Annotated in this window: 24 protein-coding genes; 8 read left to right on the forward strand and 16 right to left on the reverse strand. The window is 71.0% G+C overall.

What is annotated here, in order from left to right:
• Window positions 1-4: 4 nt before the first annotated feature.
• The 6 genes from fadD11 to L3Q67_RS30705 form a co-directional block, all read right to left on the reverse strand.
• Window positions 5-1,795, reverse strand: coding sequence for a fatty acid--CoA ligase FadD11 (fadD11, locus tag L3Q67_RS30680; protein ID WP_499184911.1), 1,791 nt, complete (start codon window positions 1,793-1,795; stop codon window positions 5-7).
• The gene (locus L3Q67_RS30685) at window positions 1,792-2,697 is read right to left on the reverse strand and encodes an SDR family oxidoreductase (protein ID WP_499184912.1); all 906 of its coding nucleotides are present in this window, start codon (window positions 2,695-2,697) and stop codon (window positions 1,792-1,794) included. Before L3Q67_RS30685 ends, fadD11 begins: the two co-directional genes overlap by 4 nt.
• Window positions 2,694-3,182, reverse strand: coding sequence for an SRPBCC family protein (locus L3Q67_RS30690; protein ID WP_499184913.1), 489 nt, complete (start codon window positions 3,180-3,182; stop codon window positions 2,694-2,696). The genes L3Q67_RS30685 and L3Q67_RS30690 overlap by 4 nt, the downstream gene beginning before the upstream one ends.
• Window positions 3,183-3,195: 13 nt before the next feature.
• The gene (locus L3Q67_RS30695) at window positions 3,196-4,263 is read right to left on the reverse strand and encodes a PDR/VanB family oxidoreductase (protein WP_499184914.1); all 1,068 of its coding nucleotides are present in this window, start codon (window positions 4,261-4,263) and stop codon (window positions 3,196-3,198) included.
• A complete protein-coding gene (locus tag L3Q67_RS30700; protein ID WP_499184915.1) occupies window positions 4,260-5,174 on the reverse strand; it encodes a metal-dependent hydrolase in 915 nt (304 codons plus the stop codon). The genes L3Q67_RS30695 and L3Q67_RS30700 overlap by 4 nt, the downstream gene beginning before the upstream one ends.
• Window positions 5,175-5,277: 103 nt before the next feature.
• Window positions 5,278-5,928, reverse strand: coding sequence for a TetR/AcrR family transcriptional regulator (locus L3Q67_RS30705; protein ID WP_499184916.1), 651 nt, complete (start codon window positions 5,926-5,928; stop codon window positions 5,278-5,280).
• A 42-nt stretch (window positions 5,929-5,970) separates the two neighbouring features.
• On the opposite strand from L3Q67_RS30705, the gene L3Q67_RS30710 reads away from it, so the two are divergent.
• Together L3Q67_RS30710 and L3Q67_RS30715 are read left to right on the forward strand one after the other, a co-directional pair.
• The gene (locus tag L3Q67_RS30710) at window positions 5,971-6,540 is read left to right on the forward strand and encodes a helix-turn-helix transcriptional regulator (protein ID WP_499184917.1); all 570 of its coding nucleotides are present in this window, start codon (window positions 5,971-5,973) and stop codon (window positions 6,538-6,540) included.
• Between the two features lie 93 nt (window positions 6,541-6,633).
• Window positions 6,634-7,461 carry a class I SAM-dependent methyltransferase gene (locus L3Q67_RS30715; protein WP_499184918.1) on the forward strand — a complete coding sequence of 276 codons (828 nt, stop codon included), beginning with the start codon at window positions 6,634-6,636 and terminating at the stop codon, window positions 7,459-7,461.
• On the opposite strand, the gene L3Q67_RS30720 is transcribed toward L3Q67_RS30715, so the two are convergent.
• Window positions 7,458-8,132 carry a TetR/AcrR family transcriptional regulator gene (locus tag L3Q67_RS30720; protein WP_499184919.1) on the reverse strand — a complete coding sequence of 225 codons (675 nt, stop codon included), beginning with the start codon at window positions 8,130-8,132 and terminating at the stop codon, window positions 7,458-7,460. The two genes, L3Q67_RS30715 and L3Q67_RS30720, sit on opposite strands and share 4 nt — an antisense overlap.
• 167 nt (window positions 8,133-8,299) lie before the next feature.
• Here L3Q67_RS30720 and L3Q67_RS30725 point away from each other — a divergent pair, with 167 nt between their 5' ends.
• From L3Q67_RS30725 to L3Q67_RS30745, 5 genes are read left to right on the forward strand one after another with little or no spacing between them, the layout of a single operon-like run.
• Window positions 8,300-9,523, forward strand: coding sequence for an oxygenase MpaB family protein (locus L3Q67_RS30725; protein WP_499184920.1), 1,224 nt, complete (start codon window positions 8,300-8,302; stop codon window positions 9,521-9,523).
• A 24-nt stretch (window positions 9,524-9,547) separates the two neighbouring features.
• Entirely contained in the window at window positions 9,548-10,768 is a 1,221-nt protein-coding gene (locus tag L3Q67_RS30730; protein ID WP_499184921.1) for an oxygenase MpaB family protein, read from the forward strand.
• A gap of 5 nt (window positions 10,769-10,773) precedes the next feature.
• Window positions 10,774-13,044, forward strand: a complete 2,271-nt coding sequence (locus L3Q67_RS30735; protein ID WP_499191682.1) for a molybdopterin cofactor-binding domain-containing protein — start codon at window positions 10,774-10,776, stop codon at window positions 13,042-13,044.
• On the forward strand, window positions 13,037-13,513 hold the full coding sequence (locus L3Q67_RS30740) for a (2Fe-2S)-binding protein (protein ID WP_499184922.1): 477 nt from the start codon (window positions 13,037-13,039) through the stop codon (window positions 13,511-13,513). Before L3Q67_RS30735 ends, L3Q67_RS30740 begins: the two co-directional genes overlap by 8 nt.
• Window positions 13,514-13,536: 23 nt before the next feature.
• Window positions 13,537-14,139, forward strand: coding sequence for a class I SAM-dependent methyltransferase (locus L3Q67_RS30745; RefSeq protein WP_499184923.1), 603 nt, complete (start codon window positions 13,537-13,539; stop codon window positions 14,137-14,139).
• Between the two features lie 29 nt (window positions 14,140-14,168).
• Here the strand turns inward: L3Q67_RS30745 and L3Q67_RS30750 are convergent, their stop codons facing one another.
• Genes L3Q67_RS30750 through L3Q67_RS30775 form a run of 6 tightly spaced genes read right to left on the reverse strand, consistent with a single transcriptional unit; the run spans window position 14,169 to window position 21,688 of the window.
• Entirely contained in the window at window positions 14,169-15,176 is a 1,008-nt protein-coding gene (locus tag L3Q67_RS30750) for a LacI family DNA-binding transcriptional regulator (protein WP_499184924.1), read from the reverse strand.
• 11 nt (window positions 15,177-15,187) lie between these two features.
• A complete protein-coding gene (locus L3Q67_RS30755; RefSeq protein WP_499184925.1) occupies window positions 15,188-16,198 on the reverse strand; it encodes a LacI family DNA-binding transcriptional regulator in 1,011 nt (336 codons plus the stop codon).
• 14 nt (window positions 16,199-16,212) lie between these two features.
• Entirely contained in the window at window positions 16,213-18,660 is a 2,448-nt protein-coding gene (locus L3Q67_RS30760) for a glycoside hydrolase family 2 protein (RefSeq protein WP_499184926.1), read from the reverse strand.
• 24 nt (window positions 18,661-18,684) lie between these two features.
• Window positions 18,685-19,506 (reverse strand): carbohydrate ABC transporter permease, encoded by an 822-nt coding sequence (locus L3Q67_RS30765; protein WP_499184927.1) that lies wholly within the window; start codon window positions 19,504-19,506, stop codon window positions 18,685-18,687.
• Window positions 19,503-20,444 carry a carbohydrate ABC transporter permease gene (locus L3Q67_RS30770; RefSeq protein ID WP_499184928.1) on the reverse strand — a complete coding sequence of 314 codons (942 nt, stop codon included), beginning with the start codon at window positions 20,442-20,444 and terminating at the stop codon, window positions 19,503-19,505. Before L3Q67_RS30770 ends, L3Q67_RS30765 begins: the two co-directional genes overlap by 4 nt.
• Entirely contained in the window at window positions 20,411-21,688 is a 1,278-nt protein-coding gene (locus L3Q67_RS30775; protein WP_499184929.1) for an ABC transporter substrate-binding protein, read from the reverse strand. Before L3Q67_RS30775 ends, L3Q67_RS30770 begins: the two co-directional genes overlap by 34 nt.
• A 315-nt stretch (window positions 21,689-22,003) precedes the next feature.
• Here L3Q67_RS30775 and L3Q67_RS30780 point away from each other — a divergent pair, with 315 nt between their 5' ends.
• Window positions 22,004-22,888 (forward strand): crotonase/enoyl-CoA hydratase family protein, encoded by an 885-nt coding sequence (locus L3Q67_RS30780; RefSeq protein ID WP_499184930.1) that lies wholly within the window; start codon window positions 22,004-22,006, stop codon window positions 22,886-22,888.
• Between the two features lie 22 nt (window positions 22,889-22,910).
• Here L3Q67_RS30780 and L3Q67_RS30785 read toward each other — a convergent pair whose 3' ends face one another.
• The 3 genes from L3Q67_RS30785 to L3Q67_RS30795 are packed head-to-tail and all read right to left on the reverse strand — an operon-like array spanning window position 22,911 to window position 26,011.
• Window positions 22,911-23,903 (reverse strand): alpha/beta hydrolase, encoded by a 993-nt coding sequence (locus L3Q67_RS30785; RefSeq protein ID WP_499184931.1) that lies wholly within the window; start codon window positions 23,901-23,903, stop codon window positions 22,911-22,913.
• A gap of 45 nt (window positions 23,904-23,948) precedes the next feature.
• Window positions 23,949-25,085 (reverse strand): mandelate racemase/muconate lactonizing enzyme family protein, encoded by a 1,137-nt coding sequence (locus L3Q67_RS30790; RefSeq protein WP_499184932.1) that lies wholly within the window; start codon window positions 25,083-25,085, stop codon window positions 23,949-23,951.
• Window positions 25,082-26,011 carry a dihydrodipicolinate synthase family protein gene (locus L3Q67_RS30795; protein WP_499184933.1) on the reverse strand — a complete coding sequence of 310 codons (930 nt, stop codon included), beginning with the start codon at window positions 26,009-26,011 and terminating at the stop codon, window positions 25,082-25,084. Before L3Q67_RS30795 ends, L3Q67_RS30790 begins: the two co-directional genes overlap by 4 nt.
• Window position 26,012: the final 1 nt, after the last annotated feature.

A 26,012-nucleotide genomic window follows, 5' to 3' on the forward strand; every position in this document is an offset into this window, starting at 1 on the left:
CGGGTCAGCGTGGTTCGTGCACGTCGTCGGGAAGGGGGTCGGCGTAGAGGCGGTCGATCGCCGCGGCGTACTTCGCGGCGATCGGCTTGCGGCGCAGCTTCATCGTCAGGGTCAGTTCGTCGCCGCCGGGTTCCCAGAACACCGGGAGCAGGTGGAAGCGCTTGATCTGCTCGACCCGGGACAGCTTCGCGTTGCCACTGGCCACCGCGGCGGCGACCCGGGTGAGGATCTCCGGATCCCGGGCCAGTTCGGCCTTGCCGCCGTCCGGGGCGAGCGCGGCGGCGACCTCGGGGTCCAGGGTGATCAGCGCGGTGGTGTACGGGCGGTCGTCGCCGATGGCGGCCACCCCGCCGATGAGGGAGGACGCCGCCTTGATCGCGTTCTCGATGTTGGCCGGGGACATGTTCTTGCCCGAGGCGTTGATGATCAGGTCCTTCTTCCGGTCGACGATGGTGAGCACGCCGTCGTCGTCGACGGTCACCACGTCGCCGGTGGCCAGCCAGCCGTCGGCGTCGATCGCCTCGGCGGTCTTGGCCGGTTCACCCCGGTAGCCCTTCATCACCAGCGGCCCGCGCACGAACAGTTCCCCGTCCTCGGCGACCCGCGTCTCCATGCCGGGCAGGATCCGCCCGACGGTACCGAGTTTGGCCGGGTCGGCCGGGAACGTGCTGGCGATGCAGGTCAGCTCCGACATGCCCCAGATCTCGGAGATCGGCAGGCCGAGCGCGGCGAAGAAGGCCAGTGTGCCCCCGGGGATCGGGGCACCGCCGGAGACCGCCCACTTCAGCCCGCCGAAGCCGAGCATGTCCCGCAGGCCGGTGAGCACGGCCGCGTCCGCCTTGGCGTACTCGGCTTCCAGTTCCGGCGGCACGGGCGTGCCCGCACGCAGGTGGGCCAGCCGGCGGTTGCCGACCTCCACCGCCCATTCCAGTTCCTCGCGGCGTTCTTCGTCGGGCTCGTGCGCCACGGCCAGTTCGATCGCGACCTTCAGCTTCTCCCACACGCGCGGGACCGCGCCCCAGATGGTCGGGCGGCAGTCCCGCACGGCCGCGACGATCTGCCGCGGGTCGGTGACCACGGTGATCTGGGTGCCGAAGACGAGTTGGAAGTACAACGCGGTGACGCGGTCGGCGATGTGCGCCGACGGCATGAACGAGGTGATCCGGTCGCCGTACTCGACGGGCAGGACCGCGCTGACCGCGGTGGCCTCGAACAACAGCGCCGCGTGCGTGGACTCGACGCCCTTGGGGTCCCCGGTGGTGCCCGAGGTGTAGATCAGCGTCGCCACGTCCTCGGGCTGGACCGCGCGCCAGGCGGCCTCGAAGTCGAAGTCGGCGGCGCCGAGGTTCTTCAGCTCCGCCAAGGAGATCGTGCCGTCCGGGACTTCGCCGGGCTCGGCGTCGACGACCACGATCCGGTCCACCACACCGGTTCCGCGGACGCGCTCCACGTACTGGGCTTCGCAGACCACGACCCGGGCACCGGCGTTGCCGAGCACGTACCGGATCGCGTCGGGTGCGAGGGTGTTGTAGACGGAGAACGAGGTCGCGCCGGCGTGCAGCGCGCCGACGTCGACCGGGTAGAACTCCGTCCGGTTCGCCATCATCAGCGCGACCGTGTCCCCGCGGCCGACGCCGAGCGCGGCGAAACCGGCGGCGACCTCCCGCACCTGGGCGCGGTACTCGCGCCAGGTCAGGGTCCGCGTGCCGCCGACGGTCCGCACCGCGACGGCGTCCGGGTCGATGGCCGCGACCCGTTGGAACGCCTCGCACAGCGTGGCGGGTGGTGCGCTCACGATCGGCTCCCCCTGGCTTCGAGTTCGCGGATGAGGGTGTGGCACCGGCGGTCGGCGGCGAGGACGCCGTCGGCGACCACGTTCACGAAGCCGCGGAGCAACGCCCAGCCCTGCCACGCGGCCGGGGCCAGCGTACGCCCGGCGCGCCGGGCGATGGCGCCGGCGAGCACCGTGGCCGCCTGTTCCGCGGTGATCCGGCGGCGCAGCGGACGGGGAAGCCGCGCTTCGAGCTCCGCGCCGAGGGCGTCATCGTCCAATGTGGCCTTGGCGAGTCGCGTGTCGACCACGCCGAAGTAGGCGACCCCCGCGCTGGCCCCGAATCCGGCGAGTTCGAGCCGCAGGGCCCGGCCCAGCTGTTCGACCCCCGCCTTGCTGATCATGTAGGAGGCACCGCCGAGGCCGGGCGCGAAGGCGGCCGCCGAGGAGACGACCACGATGTGCCCGCGTCGCGCCACCACCTCGTCGATCGCCGGCCGGACGGTGTTGAACACGCCGGTCAGGTTGATGTCGAGCACCCGGTCGAAGCCGTCCGGGTCGATCTGGCGCAGCGTGGCCGGTGGCGGGGTCACCCCGGCGTTGGCGACCACCACGTCGAGCCCGCCAGCCTCGGCGGTCAGCCGGCGGACGACCGTTTCCATGGCCGTGCGGTCGCGGACGTCGGCGACGAAGGTGTGCACCCGGCTGCCCAGCGTGGTTCCGGCCCGATCGAGCGCGGCCGGGTCGATGTCGGTCAGCGCGACGACGGCACCGCGGCCGTGCAGTTCGCGCGCCAGGGCCAGGCCGATGCCGTCCCCGCCGCCGGTGATCAGCACGACCTTGCCGCGCACGTCGTAGTGGACGCGGCCGGGCAGCGGGACGCCGAGGTCGCGGACGATGCCCGTGGCGGTGGCCAGCGCGCTCATCGGCCGATCGCCTCCGCCAGTCCCTTCGCCCAGCCCGCGGTGACCCGCTGGAACGCCGGGCGGCCCAGGCGCAGCAAGGGCGCGGCCTTCGGCACCGGCTCGACGGCGAAGGTCCAGGTGATCCGGGTGCCTTCGGTCAGAGGGGTGAGCGCCATGTCCTCGGCGAACCGGCGGAAACCCGGCTTGGAGGCGGCTTCGGCGGTGAAGGTCATCCGGCTTTCCTCGTCCCATCGGTAGAAGCGTTCGCGCAGGGTCGCGGCGCGCCCGACCGTGACGGTCCGGGTGGTGCCGACGCCGAACGGCCGCGGAGAGGTCCAGTCCATGCCGGTGATCAGCCGGGACCACGACACCAGCGCGTCGTCGGCGGAGAGGACCCGCCACACCCGCGCGGCGTCCACCGGCACGTCGACGGCCTGGACGAACCGGAACGGGGCCGAGGCGAGGAACTCGTCGCCGGCTTCGGCCAGGGGATACCAGCGTGTCATGGGCCGCCTTCGGTCAGAGGTCGAGCAGCAGGGGACCGCCTGCCGAACGGGAAACGCAGATCAGCATGGACTTCTCGCGCTCACCGTCCGGGAGGACCCGGTCCCGGTGCTCCACGGTCCCGGCCAGCACGGGGGTTGTGCAAGTGCCGCAGAAACCCTGGCGGCAGGAGTAGGCCACCCCGGGCACCGCCCGGCGGATCGCGGTGAGCGCCGACTCGTCCGCCGCGACCGGCACGGTCACCCCGCTGCGGTACAGCCGGATCTCGAACGGCGTGCCGTCGACCACGGGCAGCGGCGAGAACCGTTCGGTGTGCAGGGAGGCGGTCGGGTTGATCTCCCGCACCAGCCCGCGCGCGGTGACCATCAGCGGGGGAGGACCACACAGGTAGATCGCCGCGCCGGGGGCCGCGAGCGGCAGGATGCCGGTGATGTCCGGCGGCCCGGCCTCGTCGTCCGGCCGGATGTCGAGCACGCCGCTGTCGTACCCGGCGAGTTCGCCGAGGAACGGCATGCTCGCCCGCGACCGGCCGAGGTAGACCAGGCGCCACGGAACGCCGCGTTCGTGGCAGGCCCGCACCATCGGCAGGATCGGCGTGATCCCGATGCCACCCGCGACGAACAGGTAGGACGGCGCGCCGACCAGGGTGAAGGCGTTGCGGGGGCCGCGTGCGGTGATCCGGGTACCGGCGCGCAGTTCGTGGACTTCGCGCGAACCGCCCAGCCCGTCGCCGAGCCGCCGGACGGCGATGCGGTAGGCGTGCCGATCGGCGGGATCACCGCACAGCGAGTACTGGCGTTGCCTGCCCGAGGGCAGGAAGATGTCCAGGTGCGCGCCGGGAACCCAGTGGGGGAGCGGCTCGCCGTCCGATTCCAGGGTCAGGCTGACCACGTCCCCGGCCTCCGGCCGGATCTGGCCGATCCGCAGGTCGAGGTCGAACCCCGTGCGGCGCACCGGTTTCGGCCGGGACAGCAGGGGTGCCACCGGCCCGGCGGCGAACACGTGCCGGTAGGCGGCACTGGCGAGCGCCGCCAGGCGCATCGCGCCGGTGGGGGCGTACGCGTCCTTTGTGGACCGGTTCACCGGTCACCGCCGTTGGCCGCCGGTGACCGCGCGAGGTAGCGCAGGGCCTTGTCCATGCTGCCGAGCTGCGACGGGTGGAACCGCGGGTGGAGGTACTTCGGGATCTCGGTGAGGAAGATGGTCGCCGAGGGGATCATCCGCCGCCGGGTCGCGCTCAGCAGCTGCACCGGCCAGAAGCGGCCCTTGTCCGGCGACGGGTCCTTGCGGAACAGCGAACCCGCCGTGGTCAGGAACAACACCGCCAGGGTGAAGCTGGCGACCAGCGCCGTGCGCACCCGCCTGCCGTACCCGCCGTCGACGTACATGAAGGCGTCGAAGGCGACGTTGCGGTGCTCGACCTCTTCGGCGCCGTGCCAGCGGACGAGGTCCAGCATGGTCGGGTGCATGCCCCGCTCGGCCAGCTGGTCGGCGTTGAGCAGCCAGTCGCCCACCACCGCGGTGTAGTGCTCCATCGCGGCGAACAACCCGAGCCGCTCGCACAGCCACGCGTGCTTCGCCCGGCCGGTCAGCCCCCAGTCGCCGAGGACCTTGTCGACCATCCACTCCATCTTGCGGGCCGTCGGCTCGACGTCCAGGCCGAGCTTCGCCAGGTGGTCCCTCGCGCCCTCGTGCGAAGCCGCGTGGGTCGCTTCCTGGCCGATGAAGCCGACGACCTCTTCGTGCAGCCGCCCGTCCTCGATCAGCGGCAGCGCCTCGGCCAGCGCGGCGGACATCGCGCGCTCGCCCTCGGGCAGCACCAGGTGCATCACGTTGATGATGTGCGTGGCCATCGGCTCGCCGGGGATGTAGTGCATCGGCACGCCGTCCCAGGAGAACTCGACGTCACGCGGGGCGATGGCGTGCGCCTGGTCGGTGTACCGGCGCGCCCCGCGCACGTCGACGACCGGTTTTCCGCGGAACAGTCCGAACATCGCTTCGTCCTCACGTTCGCTTGGCGTTGCACGATATTGTTGACAGCGTGCGATGTCAACATCGGCCGATGTCAGTTCACGGGAGGGCGCGCGCGGGAGGTGGTCAGTCCTGGACGGCGGCGGAACTCGCCTGGGCCAGCTGCTCGACGACCTGGGAAACGTGCTCCACGAAGCGGTCGCGGGTGATGGTGACCCGGCCGGCGAGCCAGGCCTGGTAGAGGTAGGCCAGCGCGCCGAACACCGCTTCGGCGTTCAGCTCCAGGTCGTGGTCGTCGGCGGCCTCCCCGCCGAGCACGGGGTTGCGCAGGGCCAGCGCGATCGGCTTGGTGAACTCGCCGACCAGTTCGGCGCCGCGGTTGGCCAGTTCGGGAGCGGCCACCGACTCCACGAACAGCACGCGGCCCCGGCGCGGGTCGGCGGTGACGAACTCGGTGAACGCCGCCACCACCTGCCGGACCAGTGCGGCCGTGTCCGCCGCTTCGGATAGCGCCGCCAGCAGCGCTATCCGCGCCTGCTCGGCCACCGCTTCCAGCACGGCCACCAGGAGTGCCTCGCGATTGGGGAAGCTCTCGTAGAAGTACCGCTCGGTGAGCTTGGCTTCGCGGCACACCCCGCGCATCGTGACCGACGCGGCCCCACCGGAGCCCATCAGCGCGAACCCGGCGTCGATCAGCTGCCTGCGACGGCGTGCCTGCCGCTCGTCCGCGGCCACCCCGCGCCACGGGCGGCTCGAGGCGTCGGGGCTGTCGGTCACCGCCTCATCCTGTCACGGGGCAGCCTGCCTAGGCTGGTGCCGGTGAAGCAAGATGACGGCGGCGACCTCGACAGCCTGGTGCGCCAGCGGATCCGTGCGCTGCGGGTGGCCCAAGGCTGGTCACTGGAGGACTTGGCCGCCCGTGCGCGGATGGGGGCGTCCACGCTCAGCCGCATCGAGACCGGTGGGCGGCGCCTCGCCCTCGATCAGCTCGTCACGCTCGCCCGCGCCCTGGACACCTCGCTCGACCAGCTGGTGGAGACAGCCACGGACGACGTCATCAGCAATCCGACGCACGAGGCGGCGTACGGCCTGATGCGCTGGCCCGTCAAGGCGGATCCGGGGCTCACGGTGGTGCGCCAGCGAATGGTCGACCCACCGCCCGAGAACCTCGCACGCATGCGGGCGCACCCCGGCCGCGAATGGCTCGTGGTCCTGTCGGGTACCGCCGTGCTGCTGCTGGGCGACCGCCGCCTCCGCGTGGAAACCAACCAGGCGGCCGAATTCCCCACGATGCTGCCGCACGCCATCGGCGCCGAGGGTGGCCCGTGCGAGATCCTGGGCATCTTCGACCGTGACGCCCGCCGCGGTCACCAGCAGGGCGACGGCTGAGTTCTTGCGCCTTCGGCACGGTGGCCGGCGATCTTCTTGCGCATCCGGGAAACCGCCGCCCTACCAGGGCCGGGTCCACTTAGCGTGGTCGTCATGGAACACGGAAAACACGACCACGCCGACGTGCTCGACCTGGACGCGGAAGTGCTCGCCGAGCACCTCGCGGCCATCGTCACCTCACTACCGGCCGAGACCGAGCCCCGGCACATCGTGGACCTGGGCTGCGGGACCGGAGCCGGTACCTTCCTCCTGCTCAAGCGCTTCCCCGAAGCGCGGGTGACGGCCGTCGATGCCTCGGTCGTCCACTTGGGACGGCTGGCGGAGAAGGCCGAAGCGGCCGGGGTCGCCGACCGGGTGCACACCGTGCGGGCGGACCTCGACGCGTCCTGGCCCGACCTCGGCACACCCGACCTGGTCTGGGCATCGGCCTCCTTGCACCACATGGCCGACCCCGGCCGTGTGCTGCGGCAGGTCCACGAGATGCTCGCGCCCGGCGGGTTGTTCGCGGTGGTGGAGCTGGCGGACTTCCCGCGGTTCCTGCCCCAGGACGCCCCGGAGGACCGGCCGGGCCTCGAAGACCGCTGCCACGCCGCGATGGCCCACCGCATCGCCGAAGCCGTGCCCCACCGCGGCGCCGACTGGGGCCCGGAACTGGTGGCCGCCGGGTTCACCGTCGAGAGCGAACGCACGATCACCGCGAACCTGCCGGCGAAGCACAACGAGGCCGTCGGGCGTTATGCGCTCGCGGGCCTGAGCCGCGTGCGCCAGGGCGTCGCCCAGGCACTACCGGCCGAGGATCTCGCCGCGCTGGACCGGCTGCTCGACACCAGCGGGCCCCACAGCCTCCTGCGCCGCGACGACCTCGCTGTCCGCGCCGAGCGCACCGTCTGGGCCGCACGCCGGCCGGCGGCGGACCACTAGGTTCGGTCGCCCGGCTCCAGCATCGGCACCAGGAACCGCCGTGCCACCGCGGCGAGCTGTTCGTCGTCGTCGAGGTCGATGACCTGGCTCGGAATGGCCAGGAACGACGCGGAGATCCGCACCATCATCTCGGCGACGACGTCGGCGTCCAGCTCGCTGGACACGGTGCCCGCCCGCTGTTCGTGCCGCAGCTGCCCGGCGACGAACTGCCGCACGGTGCCCAGCGTCCGGCCGCCGTCGTTGATCATCGACGGCACCAGCAGGTCCGGTTCCGCCTCCATCAGCCCGCCGATCAGCGGGTTGCCCCGGATGGCGCGCAGGGAGCTGACGAACCCGAGCACCACCCGGTCGGCGGCGGTCTCGGCCTGCTCGATGTCGATCAGGAACTGGTCGAAGTACCGGCGGAACTCCCGCCGCACCACTTGTTCCACCAGCGCGTCCTTCGTGGTGAACCGCCGGTAGACGGTGATCCGGGAAACCCCGGCCCGGCGAGCCACGTCCTCCATCGTGGAGCGCTGGATGCCCAGCCGGCAGAACTGGTCGTACGCGGCGTCGAGGATGCGCGCGCGGGCTTCGTCCACTTCGTCCGCCCGCCCGACGGCGTCGCTGTAGGCGCGTTCGAGCAGCGACTCCTCACCCGAGCTCAACAGGGCGGACAGCGCAGGTTCCACGGGCTCCTCCAGAGCGCTCGATTCTGCCTCAGCCGCGGACCCGCTGTCACGGAAGGTCTTGTGATAGCCGACACCGTGTGCTCTCATGATACGCAGATTCAGCACTTGTTTCATCGTATCAGGTCTCGGTTTACGGCTCTCGACCTCGAGGAAGAGGAGCGAAGCGAATGGACGGACTGAGCAGGCGCGACATGTTGAGGGCGGGCGGGGCGCTGGGCGCGCTCGGCGCGCTGGGCATCGCGGCCCCCGCGCAGGCCCGCTCGGCGTGGACGTGGTCACCCACCGGTTCGGTGGCCGGCGCCGGGGCCGGTGCCGATCCGCGGTGGGTGTGGGACGAGGAAGCCGACCCGCTGGTCGCGTCCCTGCTCGACCGGGGTGACGTGCCCATGGTCAACAACCTGCTGCGGACCTGGACCAAGAACGGCCAGCCGCTGCCCGCCGGGCTGCCCGCGGACCTGCGGGACTTCATGGAGCGCGCAAGGCAACTGCCCTCGTGGGCCGAGCCGGGCAAGCTGGCCACCGCGGTGGACTTCAACGAGAAGCGGGGGCTCTACCTCGGCCTGCTGTACGGGCTGGCCAGCGGCATGATGAGCACGGTCATCCCGAAGGAAGCCCGCGCGGTCTACTACTCGCAGGGCGGCGCGGACATGAAGGACCGCATCTCCAAGACCGCGAAGCTCGGGTACGACATCGGTTCGCGCGACGCCTACCAGCCCGGCGGCGAGATGGTGGTGACCTGCGTCAAGACCCGGCTGGTGCACGCGGCGGTGCGCCACCTGCTGCCGCAGTCCCCGCACTGGCCCGCGGTCGCCGACGAGGAGATCCCGATCAGCCAGCGGGACATGATGGTCACCTGGCACAGCCTGCCCACCACCGTCATGCGGAAGATGACCGACTGGAAGATCCCGATCCCGCAGCGCGAATCGGTGGCGTTCCTGCATTCCTGGCAGGTGAGCGCGCACATGCTGGGGATCAAGGACGAATACATCCCGGCGACGTGGCAGGAAGCCAACTCGCAGGCCGACGAGGTGCTGGACCCGATTCTGGCACCGACGCCGGAGGGCATCAAGCTGGCGGACATCCTGCTCAACCTCGGGGCCACTGTGGACGGTGGCATCCTCAGCAAGCCCATCCTGGGCGCGGTCACGAGGTTCATGCTCGGCGACCAGATCGCCGGGTGGCTGGACATCGACCGGGAACCGCTCTGGGACTCGCTGCTCGACGTCGCCTGGGAGCCGTTCATCGCCGTGCGCGAAGGACTGCTGCCGTTGCCGCTGGCGCCCAAGGCGTACTGGCTCTTCGACGAGTTCCTGCGCAAGGCGGCGCTGCTGTTCCTGTCCGAAGCGAAGCCGATCAGCATCGAGATCCCGGACACCAACCGTCCTGAGTAGACCGGTTCGAAGAGGAGTCGCAGCATGGCGGGACTGAGCAGGCGCAAGATGCTGGTGTCCGGCGGGGCACTGGGCGCGCTCGGCGCACTGGGCGTGGCCGCACCGGCGCACGCGCGTTCACTGGTGGCGTGGACCTGGGCGCCCAGCGGTTCGATCGCGGGCTCGGGGGCCGGTGCCGATCCGCGGTGGGTGTGGGACGAGGAGGCCGATCCGCTCGTCGCGTCCCTGCTCGATCGCGGTGACGTGCCCCAGGTCAACGCCCTGCTGTGGAACTGGACCCGCAACGACCAGCCGCTGCCCGCCGGGCTGCCGGAGGACCTGCGGGCGTTCATCGAAAAGGCCCGGCAGTTGCCGTCGTGGGCGGATCCGAAGAAGCTGGAAGTCGCGGCGGAGTTCAACAAGTCGCGAGGGCTCTACCTCAACCTGCTCAACGGGGTCGGCGGCGGCATGCTGAGCACCGCGATCCCCCAGGAAGCACGCTCGGTCTACTACTCCAAGGGCGGCGCGGACATGGAGGACCGCGTCGCCAAGACGAGCATCCTCGGGTTCGCCGTCGGGGCGCTGAACGCCTACCGGCCTGGCGGTTCCTGCATCGTCGAGGCGGTGAAGACGCGGCTGGTGCACGCGGCGGTGCGCCACCTGCTGCCGCAGTCTCCACACTGGACCGGGGACGTGCCGATCACCCAGGAGGACATGCTGGTCACCTGGCACACCTTGCCGACCTACGCGATGCGCAAGCTGCTGGAGTGGAAGGTCCCGATGAGCAGCGCGGATCGTGAGGCCTACCTGCACGTCTGGCAGGTGACCGCGCACCTGCTCGGCATCCGGGACGAGTACATCCCGGCCACCTGGGCCGCGGCCAACGCCCAGTCGGACCAGATCCTGCCGCGCAACATGGGCCCGACGCCCGAAGGCGTGGAGCTGACCGACATCCTGCTGGGGCAACTGGCCGAGCAGACCAGCCCGGCCAGCCTCAGCAGGCCGTTGTGCAACGCGCTGGCCCGGTACCTGGCCGGGGACCAGGTGGCCGACTGGGACGGCATCAGGCGCGAACCGGTGTGGGGCCCGCTGATCAGCGCCGCCTGGCCCGCGCTGGTGAAGTTCCGCGAAGGCCTGATCCCGCTGCCGCTGGTGCCCGAAGCGGCGTGGGTGCTCGACGAGGCCGTGCGGAAGTACATCCTCTTCTACCTGACCAAGGGCCAGGAGACGAAGATCGAGATCCCGACGATCAACCGGCCGGCGTGACCGCCGTGCGACCGGGCCTCGGGCGGCGCCGGTTCCTCGGGTACGTGCTGGCGGCGCCGACCCTGGTGACCGCCGCCGGGCTCACCCCGTCGGCGCGGGCCCAGGTGCCTTCGCCGGAACTGACCGAACTGCTCGACCTCAACGACGTGATGACCGCGGCCGCGCTACCGACCTCCGGCCTGATCGCGGTCGAGGTCGGCCAGGACGGCACGGTGTCGTTCGCGTTGCCGCGGGCCGAGGTCGGGCAGGGCATCACCACTTCGACGGCCATGCTGATCGCCGAGGAACTGGCCGTGCCGGTCGGCCGGGTGCGGATCACGCTCGCCGACGCGCGAGCGGAACTGGTGTTCAACCAGCTCACCGGCGGGTCGAACACGACCATCGCGACCTACACCCCGATCCGCGTCGCCGCCGCACTCGCCCGGTCCCGGTTGCTGACGGCCGCCGCCGCCGATTTCGGCGTCGCGGTCACCGGCCTGGCGTTGCGGGACGGGGTGATCAGCGATCGTGCCGGTCGCCGTGCCGATATCGGGACGTTCGCCGTGAAGGCGGCGAGCACGCGGACCGAGCAGATGGCGGTGGAACTCGCTCCACGCGAGAGCTTCACCGTCATCGGCAAGCCGCACAACCGGGTCGACGCGCTGGACGCGGTGACCGGGCGCAAGAAGTTCGCCATGGACCTGGACATCCCGGGAGCGAAGCCGACGATGGTGTGCCGGCCACCGACCATCAACGGCCGGGTCGGCTCGGTGGCCAACCTCGCCGAGGTGCGGGCCATGCCCGGGGTCACCGACGTCGTGGTGATCGCGACCGGAGTGGCCGTGCGTGCCGAGACCTTCGGGCAGTGCATCGACGGCGTGCGCGCGCTGCGGGTGTCGTGGAAGCCCGGGACTGTGGAAGGGAAATCCGACGAAAGCGTGCTCCGGGAGCTGGCGGCCGCCGAACTGCCACTCGGGTTGAAGCCGCCGGTGCCCACCGTGGAGGCGAAGTTCACCTTCTACTTCCGTAGCAACAGCGCGCTGGAACCCAACTGCGCGGTGGCGGACGTGCGGCCCGGCCGGGCGGAGATCTGGTCGTCGCTGAAGTCGCCGATCGTGGCCAAGCAGGTCATCGCCGCGAAGCTCGGGCTGCCGCCGAGCCGGGTCACCGTGCACGTCACCGAAGGCGGCGGGTCGTTCGGGCGCAAGCTCTTCTTCGACGCCGCACTGGAAGCGGCGGAGGTGTCGCAGCGGATCGGCAAGCCGGTCAAGCTGATGTGGCACCGCGCCGACGATTCGCGGCAGGGCCGCACCCACCCGATGGCCACCTCGCGGGTGCGCGCGGCCTACCTCGGCGGGGTGGTGCTCGGCTACGACCAGCGGCACACCAGCGTCGCCACCGATTTCGGGCACGGGCTGGGGGAGGTCTTCACCGCGCTGGCCGCCCGGCTCCCGGTGGGCGACATCGGGTTCTCCGAGACCTTCTTCCAGCTGAGCCAGTCGATGTCGTACCACTTCGGGGCGAGCGGGCGGTTGCTGGCCGAGACCGCCAAGGGGTTCAACACCGGCAGCATGCGCAACGTCTACTCACCCGACGTCACCTGCGCCAGGGAACTCGTCGTCGACCAGCTCGCCGCGAAGATGGGCAAGGACCCCTACCGCTTCCGGCACGACTTCCTGCGTGACGGCCGGTCCCGCGCGGTGCTGGACAAGGTCGCCGAAGCAGGGTCCTGGGGGCGGGCGATGCCGTCCGGTACCGCGCAGGGCATCGCCTTCCACGCCGAGTACAAGTCGGTCAGCGCCGCGCTGGTGGAGCTCGACTGCCGTCCCGAGACGGTGAACCGGCCCATCCGGGACGGGGTCGGCGGACCCCGCGTGACGAAGGTCGTCTTCGCCGTGGACGCCGGCCTCGTGGTCAACCCGCGCGGGCTCGAGGCGCAGGTGATGGGCTGCGTCATGGACGGCATCGCGCTGGCGCTGACCGCGAGCCTGCACCTGCGGGACGGGCACTTCCTCGAAGCCAGCTGGGACAACTACTTCTACACCCGGCAGTGGAACACGCCGCCGGAGCTGACGATCATCGTCATGCCGAGCACTTCGGACGAACCCGGCGGGGCGGGGGAGCTGGGGGTCGCGGCGTCGATGGCCGCGGTCGCCTGCGCGTACGGCCGTGCGACGGGGAAGATGCCGACCGCGTTCCCGATCAACCACGGCACGCTCTCGTTCGAGCCGAAACCGACCATCCCGCCCGTGCCGGCCTCGCCGGTGGACGGCCTGCCGAGGAGAACCGATGCCTGAGCACACGTTCCGCGTCAACGGCACGCTGGTCACCGTCGACGTCGAGGACGACGTGCGCCTGCTGTGGGTGCTGCGGGACGTCCTCGGCATCACCGGGCCGAAGTACGGCTGCGGCATCAACGTGTGCAAGGCGTGCACCAGCCACCTCAACGGCGACGCGGTCAACCCGTGCGCGATCCCGGTCAAGGACCTCGGGCCGTCCGACGAGGTGACCACGATCGAGGGCCTGGCCGCCACGGTCGGCGAGGACCTGCACCCGATGCAGCGGGCTTGGCTCGACCACGACGTCGCCCAGTGCGGTTACTGCCAGCCGGGCCAGATCATGACCGCCGTGGTACTCGCGCGCCGGGCCGCCGCCGAAGGCCGCGACCTCACCGAGGCCGACCTCGACGGCATCCGGAACATCTGCCGCTGCGGCACCTACACCCGGATCCGCGCCGCCATCAAAGCCGGTGCCCAAGCCATGTGAGGCGTTCCGGCTACGGTGAGCCGATGGCGCCGAACGAGTCGAAGCCGTACTGGAACACCAATGTGGCCCGGCACCCGGACATCCTGCGCGCCGTTCCCGTCGGCTGCTCGCACGCGCTGGACGTGGGCTGCGGTGATGGCCTCCTGGCGCGGAAGCTCACCGGCCGGGCGGAGCACGTCACCGGGATCGACACCTCGGCGGAGATGATCGCCCGCGCCCGCGAGCAGTCGAACGCCACCTTCGTCCAGGCCGACTTCCTCACGGCCTGCCTCCCCGAGCCGGGTTACGACTTCATCTGCTCGGTCACCGCCCTCCACCACATGGACTTCGACGCCGCTCTCACGCGCATGCGCGAGCTGCTGACGCCCGGCGGAACGCTCGTCGTGGTGGGCCTCGCCCGCGACTCGACCGCGCTGGACTGGGCGCGGCGGATCGCGACCGCGCCGGCCGTGAAGGTCGTCAAACTGGCGCGCCGAGCCCACGGCCCGGACGGCATGCCGGTCTCCCTGGCGACGATGACCTACGGACAGGTGCGAGCCGCGGCCCAGCGGATCCTGCCGGGCGTGCGGTACCGGTGGCACGTCCTGCGCCGCTACAGCCTGACCTGGACGAAACCGCTCAGCTGAGCGGAAACGCACGGCCGGGCTCCGCTCGCTCAAGCGGGTCCGGTGCTCGAGCGCACCCGGAGTTCCGGGTCGGCGGTTTTGACTTGCGAAGGGCCGTCGCCGGGGTGCAGGAGCAGGGTGACCGCGGCGGCACCGCGTTCGGCGGTCGGGCGGCGCACGGCGGTCAGCGCGGGCCGGACGAGGCGGCACAGGGCCGAGTCGTCCCAGGCCACCACCGAGACCTGGCCCGGCACGTCCAGGCCCAGTTCCCTGGCGACTCCGACGGCGGCCACGGCCATCACATCGTTGTCGAACACCAGCGCGGTGGGCGCCCGCTGCTCGGTCAGCAGCCGCCGGGTGATGCGGCTGGCGGCGTCGTCGGAGTAGTCCGCCGCGGTCAGCACCCGCGCCCGCGGCAGGCCGGTGGTGGCGGCCAGGAAGGCAGCCGTCCGCCGCTGGGTGTGGACGAATTCCTCCGGCCCGGCGACCCGCACGATCTCCCGGTGCCCCAGCGTGGTGAGGTAGTCGACCACGAAAGCCATGGCCTTCTCGTCGTCCGTCCACACGTAGGACAGGCCGAGGTCGGCCTGCGGCTCCCCGAGGATCACCGCCGGCAGGCCGAGGTCGGTAACCAGTTCCACGCGCGGATCGTCCACCAGCAGATCGACCAGGAGGATGCCGTCCACGCGCCGCTCGGCCCACCACCGCCGGTAGATCGCCAGCTGCGCCGGGGCGTTGTCGGTCACCTGGAGCAGCAGCGAGGTCGGCCCGCCGGCGAGCGCGGCCTGGATGCCGGAGATCAGCTGCATGAAGTACGGCTCGATGCCGAGCACCCGCGCCGGGCGGTCCACCACCAGCCCGATGGCGCCCGCCGGACCGCCGGAGAGCACCCGGGCGGCGGTGTTCGGCACCCACCCGAGGGTGGCGGCGATTTCGTGGATGCGGCGGCGGGTGGTCTCCGAGACCCCGCGCTGGTTGTTCAGCGCGTAGGACACGGCCCCGGTGGACACCCCGGCGGCCCGGGCGATGTCGGCGATCGTGGGACGTTTGGCGGGCACCGGCAGTCTCCTCACGGGTGGCGCGGACCAGGCCGGGCGGTGCTGTGCCGGACCACCAGCCGCGGCAGGTGGTCCGCACGGGTGCTCACGGACTGCCCGCCGATGTGGTGGAGCAGCAGGCGCGCGGCGTGCGCCCCGTAGGCGGCCACGTCCCGCGAGACGGCGGTGAGCGCGGGCCGGGCCAGCTCGCACAGCGCGGAGTCGTCCCAGGCGATCAGCGACAGGTCGCCGGGCACGGTCAGCCTGCCGCGTTCGGCGGCCCCCAGCGCGACCACGGCCAGCACGTCGCTGTCGCAGACGACCGCCGTCGGCCGGGGACGCCGGTCGAGCAGCCGCCGGGCCGCCGCCGCGCCCTCGTCCCCGCTGTAGTCGGTGTTGATCACCACGGCGGGCGGCAGGTGGTGGCGCTGCAGGGCGTGCGTCATCGCCGCGGTGCGCGTGGCGGTGTGCCGCAGCCGCGCCGGTCCGGCGATCCGGCCGATCCGCCGGTGCCCCAGCGCCACCAGGTGGTCGACCACGGCGTGCATCGCGGTGGTGTCGTCGCTCCACAGCCCGGGCAGCGGCCCGAGGCCGTCCGGCCCGCCCAGCACCACCGCGGGCAGCCCGCACCGGGCCAGTTCGGTCACCCGCTCGTCGGCGGCGGCCAGGTCGATCACGAGCACCCCGTCCACGTGCATCCGCGTCCACCAGCGCCGGTAGGTGCTGATCTCCTCGCGGTGGTCCCGCACGACCTGCAGTTGCAGCGCCACCCTGCGCTGGGCGAGTTCGGACTCCACTCCGGACACCAGCGACATCAGGAACGGCTCCAGCGCGAGGAACCGGGCCGGGCGGGCGAGCACCAGGCCCACCGCGTCCGCCCGGGTGACCCGGCCCGCGCGCGTCACCCCGTACGGCCGCCAGCCGAGTTCGTCGGCGATGCGCACGATCCGGCGCCGGGTCGACTCGGACACGCCCGTGCGGCCGTTGAGCGCGTAGGACACCGCGCCCTTGGACACGCCCGCTTCCCGGGCGATGTCCGCCATGGTCGGCCGCCGCATCACGGACGGCCGGCCAGGCCGGCCGGGTGGGTGGCCAGGACGTCGTTGACGCACCGCAGGACCGGCCGCGTGGTGAAGGCCGCCGGGTCGACGCCGGGGCCGTGCTGGATCCGGAAGGTCGCCGACCCACCCGGCAGCACGGTCACCATCGCCCGGTCCACCACGGCGTCCGGGGCCACCCGGTCGGCGAACAGGCACAGGTCCCGCAGCAGCGAGCGCGCCCGGACGGTGACCACGGTGCCCTCGTCGCCGACTCGCGCGGTCACGTCGAAGTCGGGTTCGGGGTAGGCCAGCAGGCGATCCTTGGCGAAGAACCACACCGCGCGGATCTCCCCGGCGGTCACCACGACCAGCTCGCACGCCGGATCACCGGCGCTGGACAGGTCCGCCGTGAGATGTCCGATGTGGACAGACCGGGGCGCGGCATCGAAGGGCAAGGCAGTCCGGGCGAGGACTTCACCGCTGAAAGTCATCCGTTCGACCTGTGCCGGGCCGTTCCACGCGGCGTCGGTGTCGTTGAGGACGGCCACGGCGAGGCCGTCCTCGTGCGGCTGGATGGTCAGCCGCCGGTCCTGGTGGGCATCCCTGAGCGCGTACCAGAGGAGCTTGCGGCGCCCGGCGCTGTCGATGGCCGACCAGCTCATCGACGGCCAGCAGTCGTTGAGCTGCCAGACCACCGTGCCGGTGCACCGCGGCCACAGCGAACGGAAGTGCTCGACACCGAGCAGGATCGCGCGTGCCTGGTTGAGCTGCGTGAGGTAGTGCCAGTCGTCGTGGCCGGTGACCGGGCCGAAGTGCTCGACGAGCCCCCGTGCGAGCTTTTCCGCGCCGTTCTCCGCCTTCTGGTGCGTCAGCACGGCGGGGGAGTCCGGTCCGAGTTCTGAGACGGCGAACCCGTCGAGCGCGGTGCGGTGCGCCGGTGGGCCCTGGTAGCCGAATTCCGCGACGAAACGGGGGCGGTAGGTGCGGTAGTCCTCGTAGTCGCGGTCGTTCCAGACGTCCCAGATGTGGATGGGCCCGTGGCCGGGATCGTTGGGGTGGATCGCGGGATCGCCCGAGTACGGACTGCCGGGCCAGTACGGGCGGGCCGGGTCGAGGCGGGCGACCACCTCGGCCAGTGTGCCGAAGTAGAACCCGGCACCCCAGGTGCGTCCGCCGAGGCTGTCCTTCCAGTCCCAGTCCCAGAAACCCCAGATGTTCTCGTTGTTCCCGTTCCACAGCACCAGACTCGGGTGCCAGGCCAGTCGCCGGACGGCGTCCTCGGCCTCGGCGCGCACTTCCCCGGCCAGCGGTTCCTCCTCGGGATAGGCGGCGCAGGCGAACAGGAAGTCCTGCCAGACCAGCAATCCACGCTCGTCGGCGGCGTCGTAGAAGCTGTCGCTCTCATAGATCCCACCGCCCCACACGCGGATCAGGTTGACCCCGGCGGCGCAGGCCTGGTCGAGCCGCTCGGCGTAGCGATCAGGGGTGATCCTGGGGAAGAACACGTCGTCCGGGATCCAGTTCACCCCGCGCACGAGGATCGGCGTTCCGTTGATGCGAAAGGTGAACGGGGTGCCTTCGGCGTCGGGCGTGGTGTCCAGTTCGACACCGCGGATGCCGATCCGCCGCTCCCAGGTGTCCAGCGTTTCTTCGGCCACCTGGAGTTCGACGTGCACTTCGTAGAGCGGTTGCTCGCCGTGCCCGCGAGGCCACCACAGTTCGGGATTTTCGACGGTCAGTTCGAGGAGCGCCTCGCTCTGCCCGGCCGGGATGATCACCGTTCCACTGTTCTCCCGGCCGATCCGGGCGGTGGCGACCAGTTCGTGCGAGCCGGTCCGTTCGACGCCGAGGTGCAGCTTCACCCGGCCGGTGCCGTCGGCGTCCACCGTGACCTCCGGGCGGACTTCGGCCAGCCGGGCGGTGTGCCACCGGTGCACGCCGATCGGGCGCCAGATGCCGCAGGTGGTGTACTGCGGACCCCAGTCCCAGCCGAAGTTGCAGGCCGCCTTCCGGATGAACTGGAAGGGTTCCGGGTAGGGGCCCGGCCGGGCACCGAGTTCGTCGCGCATCCGCTGCGCGTACCGGACCGCCGACCGGAAGGTCACCGCCAGTTCGTTGGCACCGTCCCGCAGGGCTTCGCGCAGGTCGAACCGGTGCGTGCGGTGCATGTTCATCGCCGAGCCGACGGGCTTCCCGTTCAGCGTCAGTTCCGCGATGGTGTCCAGCCCTTCGCACACCAGGTCCACGCGTTCGGCTTCGCCGTCGAGGCTGAATTCGCAGGTGTAGCGCCAATCCGACTCGCCGATCCAGGCGAGTTCGGCTTCGTGGTCACCCACCAGCGGATCCGGGATCAGCCCGGCGGCGAGCAGGTCGGTGTGCACCGTGCCGGGGACCTCGGCGGGGAGCGGGCGGCCGTCGGCGGACTGCACGCGCCAGCCGTGGGCGAGCGGGGTGACGGTTCTCATCACGGGTCCGTTCTTCTAGGTCGGTCACTTGGTCGCGCCCGAGGCGAAGCCCTGGTAGATCCAGCGCTGCAGCAGGAGGAAGACCAGCAGGGTGGGCAGCACGACGATGATCACGCCCGCCGAGATGACCTCCCACTGCGCGCTGAACGGGCCCTTGAAGCGGAACAGCGAGGTGGAGATGACCCCGAGGTCGCGCGAGGGCATGTACAGGAAGGGGATGTAGAACTCGTTGTAGATGGCGATGCCCTTGATGATCACCACGGTGGCGATGGCGGGTTTGAGCATCGGCAGGATGATCCGCCAGTAGATCCCCAGCCGGGACGCGCCGTCGAGGGCGGCGGCTTCGTCCAGTTCCCGCGGGATCGAGCGCATGAACTGGACGAAGATGTAGATCGAGACGATGTCGGTGCCCATGAACAGGGCGATCGCCGCCGCGCGGGTGTCGAACAGCCCGAGCTGGTTGACCACCTGGAAGGTGGCCACCTGCGTGGTCACGCTCGGCACCAGCGTGGCGAACAGGAACGCGGCCAGCACGGTCCGCCGCAGCCGGAAGCTGAAGCGGTCGACCGCGTAGGCGGCCATCGAGCCGATGAGCACGGTGCCGGTCACCGAGGTGACGAGGATGATCAGGGTGTTGACGAAGGCACCCACCATGCCGCCGTCGACCAGCGCGGTGGCGTAGTTGCTCAGGTTGAACCAGTTCTCCGGCGGGGTGAAGGGGCCGCTGCCGCGGAATTCGGCGTCTTCCTTGAGCGAGCCGAGGAAGATCACCACCAGCGGGACGAGCATCACCAGGCTGATCAGGACCAGCGAGGCGTAGGAGAACACCCTTTTCCGCCGGATCACGCGCGCACCTCGTCCTCGGGCACCAGCCGGCGCTGCACCCAGGTCACCAACAGGATCAGCACGAGCAGTACCACGGCCATCGCCGAAGCCAGCCCGACCTTGCCGAACTTGAACGCCAGGTCGATGGTCTGGATGACGAAGGTTTTGCTGCCGTTGGCGCCGCCGGTCATGATGTAGGGGATTTCGAACACCGACAGCGAGCCCGCGATCGCCAGTACCGCGGTGAGGCCGACGATGTTGCGGATGCTGGGCAGGATGATGTGCCGGAACTGCTGCCACCGGTTCGCCCCGTCCAGTTCCGCCGCTTCGTACAAGTGCGGTGAGATCGACTGGATGGCACCGAGGAAGAGCACGAAGTTCAGGCCGAGGTAGCGCCACACCGAAACCCCGGCGAGCGAGTAGTTCACCGTGCCGGGATCGCCGAGCCAGGGGTGGCCGTCGAGCCCGGTGACCGACAGCAGCGCGTCCAGTGTCCCTTCCGGACGGAAGAAGTAGAGGAAGACGAAGCCGATCGCCACGCCGTTGATCAGGTAGGGGAAGAAGATGATGCCCTTGAACAGGTTCGCGAACCGGACCCGGAAGCTGAGCACGGTGGCGAAGTACAGCGCCAGCGCGAGCTGCACGAAGGCCGCGCCGAAGTAGTACAGGCTGACCCCGAGCACGTCGACCAGTTCGGCCCGGCTGACGATCTGCTCGTAGTTCTCCGCGCCGACGAACTCCTGGCGCGGGCTCAGCCCGTCCCAGTCGGTGACGCTGTAGAAGAACATGCTCACCACCGGCACGTAGGTGAACAGGGCGAGCAGGAGCAGCGGTGCCAGGAGGAACAGCCACGGGGTGGCCCCGCCGCGCCGCCGGGTCACGGGCCGCCGCACCGCCGCGGCCTCGCGCCCGGTGATCGTGGCGGTCAGGAGGTCACCTGCGACTTCGCCTCGGACCACCGCTGGTTCAGCTCGCCGAACACGTCCTGTTTGGACTTCCCGTTCGCGCCGCGGGCCGCGTCGATCAGCGTCTGGCGGTACGTCGGCTGGTACAGCCCAATCTCGGCGGTCTTGTCGATCTTCTTGACCAGTGCGTCCTTGCTCCGGTCCAGCTCGAAGTAGGTCACGCCCAGGTTCTCGAAGTCGGTGAGGCTGTCCGGTTCCGGCCCGCCCAGCAGCGGGGTGAACCCGCCCTGCGAGGTGGCGTAGCCGGACTTGTCGGCGAACCAGTCCACCCAGGCCCTGGCGGCGTCCTTGTTCTTCGAGTGCACGCTGACCGCGTTCTTGTAGTCACCGGCGATCGCGGAGTGGAACTTGCCGCCGACCTGGCTGGGGAAGGGGAGGTAGCCGAGGTCCTCCGGGGTGGCCGACAGTTCGCGCACCTGGGTCAGCGCCCAGGAACCGAGCACCATCGTGGCGATCTTGCCCTCCCCGATGGCCTTCTTGGAGGTCTCCCAGTCGGTCGTCGTCGGGTCCTCCTCGGTCAGTTTCCCGGCCACCGCGTCGAAAAGGAGCGTGTCGACGATCTCCTGGGGATCGCCGGGGGTCCAGGGCGCGTCGGAGCCGGCCATCCTCGTGATGACGTCGGGCTGCCCGGCCACCGAGGCGCGGAGGTCCTCCCACTGCGCGAGCGGCCAGCCGTTGCGGTAGTTGGTGTAGAGCGGGGTCGCGTCGGTTTTCTCGCCGATCGCGCGCAGGGCGTCGAGGAACTGCGCGGGCGTGGTCGGCGGTGCGGTGATCCCCGCCTGCTGCCACACCTTCTTGTGGTAGACGAATCCGAAGGCGTTGCCGGTGATGGCGACGCCGTAGGCCTTGCCTTCGAAGGTCTGCTCCGGGATGAACCGGTACTTCTTCTCCAGTTCGGCGGCGTCCCCCAGCGGCTCGAAGTAGGAGGGCAGTTGCTCCGGGGTGATCGACTCGGGGATGAGCAGGACGTCGCCGTAGTCCTGGCTGCTCATCCGGATCTTGACTTCGCCCTCGTAGTCGGTGATCCCCTGGAAGGTGACCTTGACCTCGGGGTGCAGCTTGGCGAACTCCTGCTTGTACTGCTCGAACACGGTGTCGACCAGGTCGGTCCGCTGGGTGAGCACGGTGATCTCGCCGTCGATCCGGCCGTCGGCCCCCGAATCGCTCCCGGCCGAACACCCGGACAGGGCCACGAGACCGGCCGCCGCGAGCACCAGGATCCTGCTTCTGCGCTTCATCGCTTCGCTCCCTCAGTGCCATGGGGGACCTCGGTGTCCCCGTGCCTGGGCGGCGAAAACGCTACGCTCGGCCAAGTTAAGCGGTCAAGCAATCAGGCCGTTTGCCATGCCGCACGATCATCCGTACACGCACGTCATCCCTTGATGAGATCGCCAGACAAGCGCGCTGAACTGGACTTTCACGAGCATGAGCCACCTGAGTGAAGCTTCGACTGTGGTCGGCAGGGCGGAGCTTAACCGCTCAAGCTCCACTGAACTTCTTAAGTTGCTCGGCCAGGGCGCGGGCTTCTGCCCGGTGGTAACTAACCTGCGTCCATGAGCACGAAGACGATCACCCGTGAAGTCAGCGACGGCATCCTCACGATCACGCTGAACCGCCCCGAGCAGTTGAACGCGTTCACCGTGACCATGGCCGAGGAACTCGAGGCCGCGTTCGCCGAGGTCAATGACGACGACGAGGTGCGCGCGGTCATCGTGACCGGGGCGGGACGGGCGTTCTGCGCCGGGATGGACCTGAGTTCCGAGGGCAACGTGTTCGGCCTGGACGGTGACCGCACGCCGGGCTTGGCCGACATGGCCGACCTCGACGACCCCGGACTCGCCCGCATCCGGGACACCGGCGGCCGCGTGACGCTGGCGATCCACGACTGCCGCAAGCCGGTGATCGCCGCGATCAACGGCGCCGCGGTCGGCATCGGCGCGACGATGACGCTGGCCATGGACGCCCGGCTGGCCTCGGCCAAGGCTCGCGTCGGGCTCGTGTTCGGGCGGCTCGGTGTGGTGCCCGAAGCCGCGTCGACCTGGTTCCTGCCGCGCGTGGTCGGCCTGCCCACCGCGCTGGACCTCGCCTACAGCGCCGACATCCTCGACGCGGCCCAGAGCCAGGAGGCCGGGCTCGTGCGGTCGGTGCACGAGCCGGAGGACCTGCTCGACGCGGCCAGGGAACTGGCGGACCGGTGGACCCGCGGCCGGTCGGCGGTGGCGATCGCGCTGACCCGGCAGATGATGCGCCGCAACCCGGCGCGTCCCGGCCCGGAGGACGCCCACCGGGTCGACTCGCTGGCGATGTTCTACACCAGCATCGGCGACGGCACCGAAGGCGTGGCCGCCTTCCGCGAGAAGCGCGATGCCCGGTTCACCAGCCGAGCGTCGGACATGCCGCCGTTCTACGAAGAGTGGCTGGACTCCACCCGCGACTGAGCGCGGACCCACCGCGGTGGGTCTACCCGGTGATCGCCGTCGCGAGTGCCCGCATCGAGCTGTCGCGGAAGGCTTCGACCAGCGGTGCGCCGGGCACCAGCGAGACGGCGCCGTGGTACATGCCGGGGACGACCTCGACCTGGCACGACACCCCGGCTTCCGTCAGCCGGGCGGCGTAGGCGAGGTCTTCGTCGTGGAACAGGTCGAGCTCACCCACGCCGATCCACGCGGGCGGCAGGCCGGACAGGTCGGCGCGCCGGGCGGGCACCGCGTACGGGCGGTCCTCCCCGGCGGCCGAGGGGTGCCCGAGGTAGGCGGCCCAGCCGAACCGGTTCGACGCCGGTGTCCACACCAGAGCGTCCGGTCGCTCGGCCAAGGTGGCCCGGTCGTCCAGCATCGGGTAGATCAGGAGCTGGAAGCTCACCGGGAGGTCGCCGGTGTCGTGCGCGCGCTGGGCGAGCGCGGCGGCCAGGCCACCGCCCGCGCTTTCCCCGCCGACCGCGATCCTGGCCGGGTCGACGCCCAGCTCACCCGCGTGCTCGTGCAGCCAGCGCAACGCGGTGAAGCAGTCGTCCAGCCCGGCCGGGAACGGGTCTTCCGGGGCGAGCCGGTAGTTCACGCTGACCACGGTGATGCCGAGTTCACGCGCGAACCGGCTGCACGCGGTGTGGTCGGTGGCCGCGTCGCCCATCACATACCCGCCGCCGTGGATCCACAGCAGCGCGCCCGAGGGCCGCGTGCGGCCGGGCACGTCGTACACGTAGACCTCGATGCCGCTGGTCAGGAGCCGCCGTTCCACCTCGACCCCGTCGGGGATCGGCGCCGGCGGGATGGGCGCGAGCCGGATGAGGCGCAGCATCGTCCGCGACTTGAGCGCGAGGGGAAGCCGCAGCATCGACGGTCCGCGCAGTTCGGGCGCCACCGCTTCCAGCAGGCGCGCCCGCGCTCGTACCCCGCGTGCCACCGCCGCCGCTCCGGCGGCGAACATCGCGGCCACTACCAGCCTGCTCTTCATCGGCGGTTCTCCTCCGGGGTCGGTGCCCGCCAGGTTAGCCCGCGATCACATCCAGGCGGTCGAACCGTCCGGCCGGATCGGGACCTCCCGGTGCCAGAGCACCCAGTCGTCGGTGCGCAACGCGGATTCGTCGATCTCCACGCCCCAGCCCGGCCTGTCGGGCCGCAGTTCGAGGTGCCCGTCGACCGGTTCGTACGGATCGGGACACCAGCCGACGGCCTCCGGTTTGTATTCCAGGATGCCGAAGTTCACCGTCGCCGCGGCGAAGTGCACGTTCGCCGCGGTGGCCAGCGGGCCGAGCGGGTTGTGCGGCGAAACCGGTACGTAGTGCGCCTCGGCGAGGACGGCGATCTTGGTCATCTGCGTCAGCCCGCCGACCACGCAGATGTCCGGCTGCACGATGTCCGCGCCGCCCGCGGTCAGCAGCGCCAGGAACTCGTTCGGCGTGTACAGCGATTCCCCGGTGGCCAGCGGGACCCGCAGTTCCGCGCGGATCCGGGCCCACGCCGGGATGTGCTCGGGCCGCAGCGGTTCTTCCAGGAACATCGGTTCGTTCGGGGCCAGTGCCGCGCCGAGCGCCACCGCCTGGTGCGGTTCGGACAGGCAGGCGTGCGCGTCGAAAGCGAACTCCCAGTCGTCCGGATGGGTGGCCCGCACGTCGGCGAAGTAGTCGCCGAGCGCCTTCGCCACCAGCCCGAAGCGCGTGCGGTGCGGGTCACGGCGGTAGGGGCTCAGCTTGAACGCGGTGAACCCGCCGCGCTCGTGCAGTTCCGCCGTCCGCTCGCGGAGTTCACCCACGTCCGGCGCCGAATACAGCCCCGCGTACACCCGCACGCGGTCCCGTACCGCGCCACCGAGCAGCCGGTACACCGGCACGCCGAGCGCGTGCCCGGTGATGTCCCACAGCGCGTGGTCGATCGCCGCGATGGCGGCCAGGCCGAGCGCGCCCGGCGGGAACCGGCACGACTGCAGCAGGAACCGGTTGACGAACGCCGGGCGCGTCGCGTCCATGCCGCGGATCTGGCCGAACAGGTAGTCCAGCAGTGGCGGCACGGCCAGGTCGGGGCCGTGGTTGTACACCTCGGCCCAGCCGGCCACGCCCTCGTCGGTGGTGATCTTGACCAGCACCCGCGGCCGGTCGCCGACGCGCTGCAGGAAGGTGTCCAGCCGGTCGATCCTCATGCGACGGTCAGCGCCGGGATTTCGCCCAGCCACGGCGAAATCGCGTCGGCCACCTCGCGGGCGCCTGCCTCGGACAGCACGTGGCTCGGTGGCCGCACCTCGCGGCGGCACAGGCCGCGCTGGTGCATCGCTTCCTTGACCACGGACACGTTGCCGGCCGAGCGGTCGCGGGCGCGCAGCTCCTCGAACGGCCGGATTCGCCGCCACACCGCGGTCGCCGCTTCCCGGTCATCGCGGCGCAGTGCGTCGAGCAGCGCGAGCGAGAGCGCGGGTGCGAGGTTGACCAGTCCGGAGGTGAAGCCACGAGCACCGGCCTGCCAGTACGCGGGCGCGTAGGACTCGGCCAGCCCGGCGATCCACAGTAGACCGTCACCGGCTTCGGCGGCGGTGGTGGCGAAGACGACCGGGTCGGGCACCGAGTACTTGAGCCCGACGACGTTCGGGGCCCGGCGCGCGAGTTCGGCGATGTGCTCGCCGCGGACGGCGGTGGTGCTGAGGTAGGGCAGGACCCCGAGTTCGGGCACCGCGGCCGCCACCGCGGCGTTGTACTCGACCCAGCCCGCCGCGGCCAGGTAGGGGAGCGCCGGCTGGTGGACCATGATCGCGTCGGCCCCGGCGTCACGGGCGAACCGGGCGTCCTCGGCCGCCGTGCCGAGGTCGAACCCGACGCCCGCGACGATCGTGGTGCCCGGCTCGCGGGCCGCGCACACGCTGGTCAGCACGGCACGCCGTTCGGCGGGGGATAGCGCGTAGAACTCGCCGGTGTTCCCGTTGGGCGTCAGCACGCCCACGCCGTGGGCGATCAGCCGGCGGGCCAGCGCGGTGACCAGGCCGTGGTCGATCGCGCCCTCGGCGTCGTAGGGCACCACCGGGATGCCGACCACGGTGGCCAGCCGGTCGGCCAGTCTTGCGGGCAGAGTGCTCACG

This window comes from Saccharothrix sp. AJ9571 (assembly GCF_021725495.1).
Lineage (GTDB): Bacteria > Actinomycetota > Actinomycetes > Mycobacteriales > Pseudonocardiaceae > Amycolatopsis > Amycolatopsis magusensis.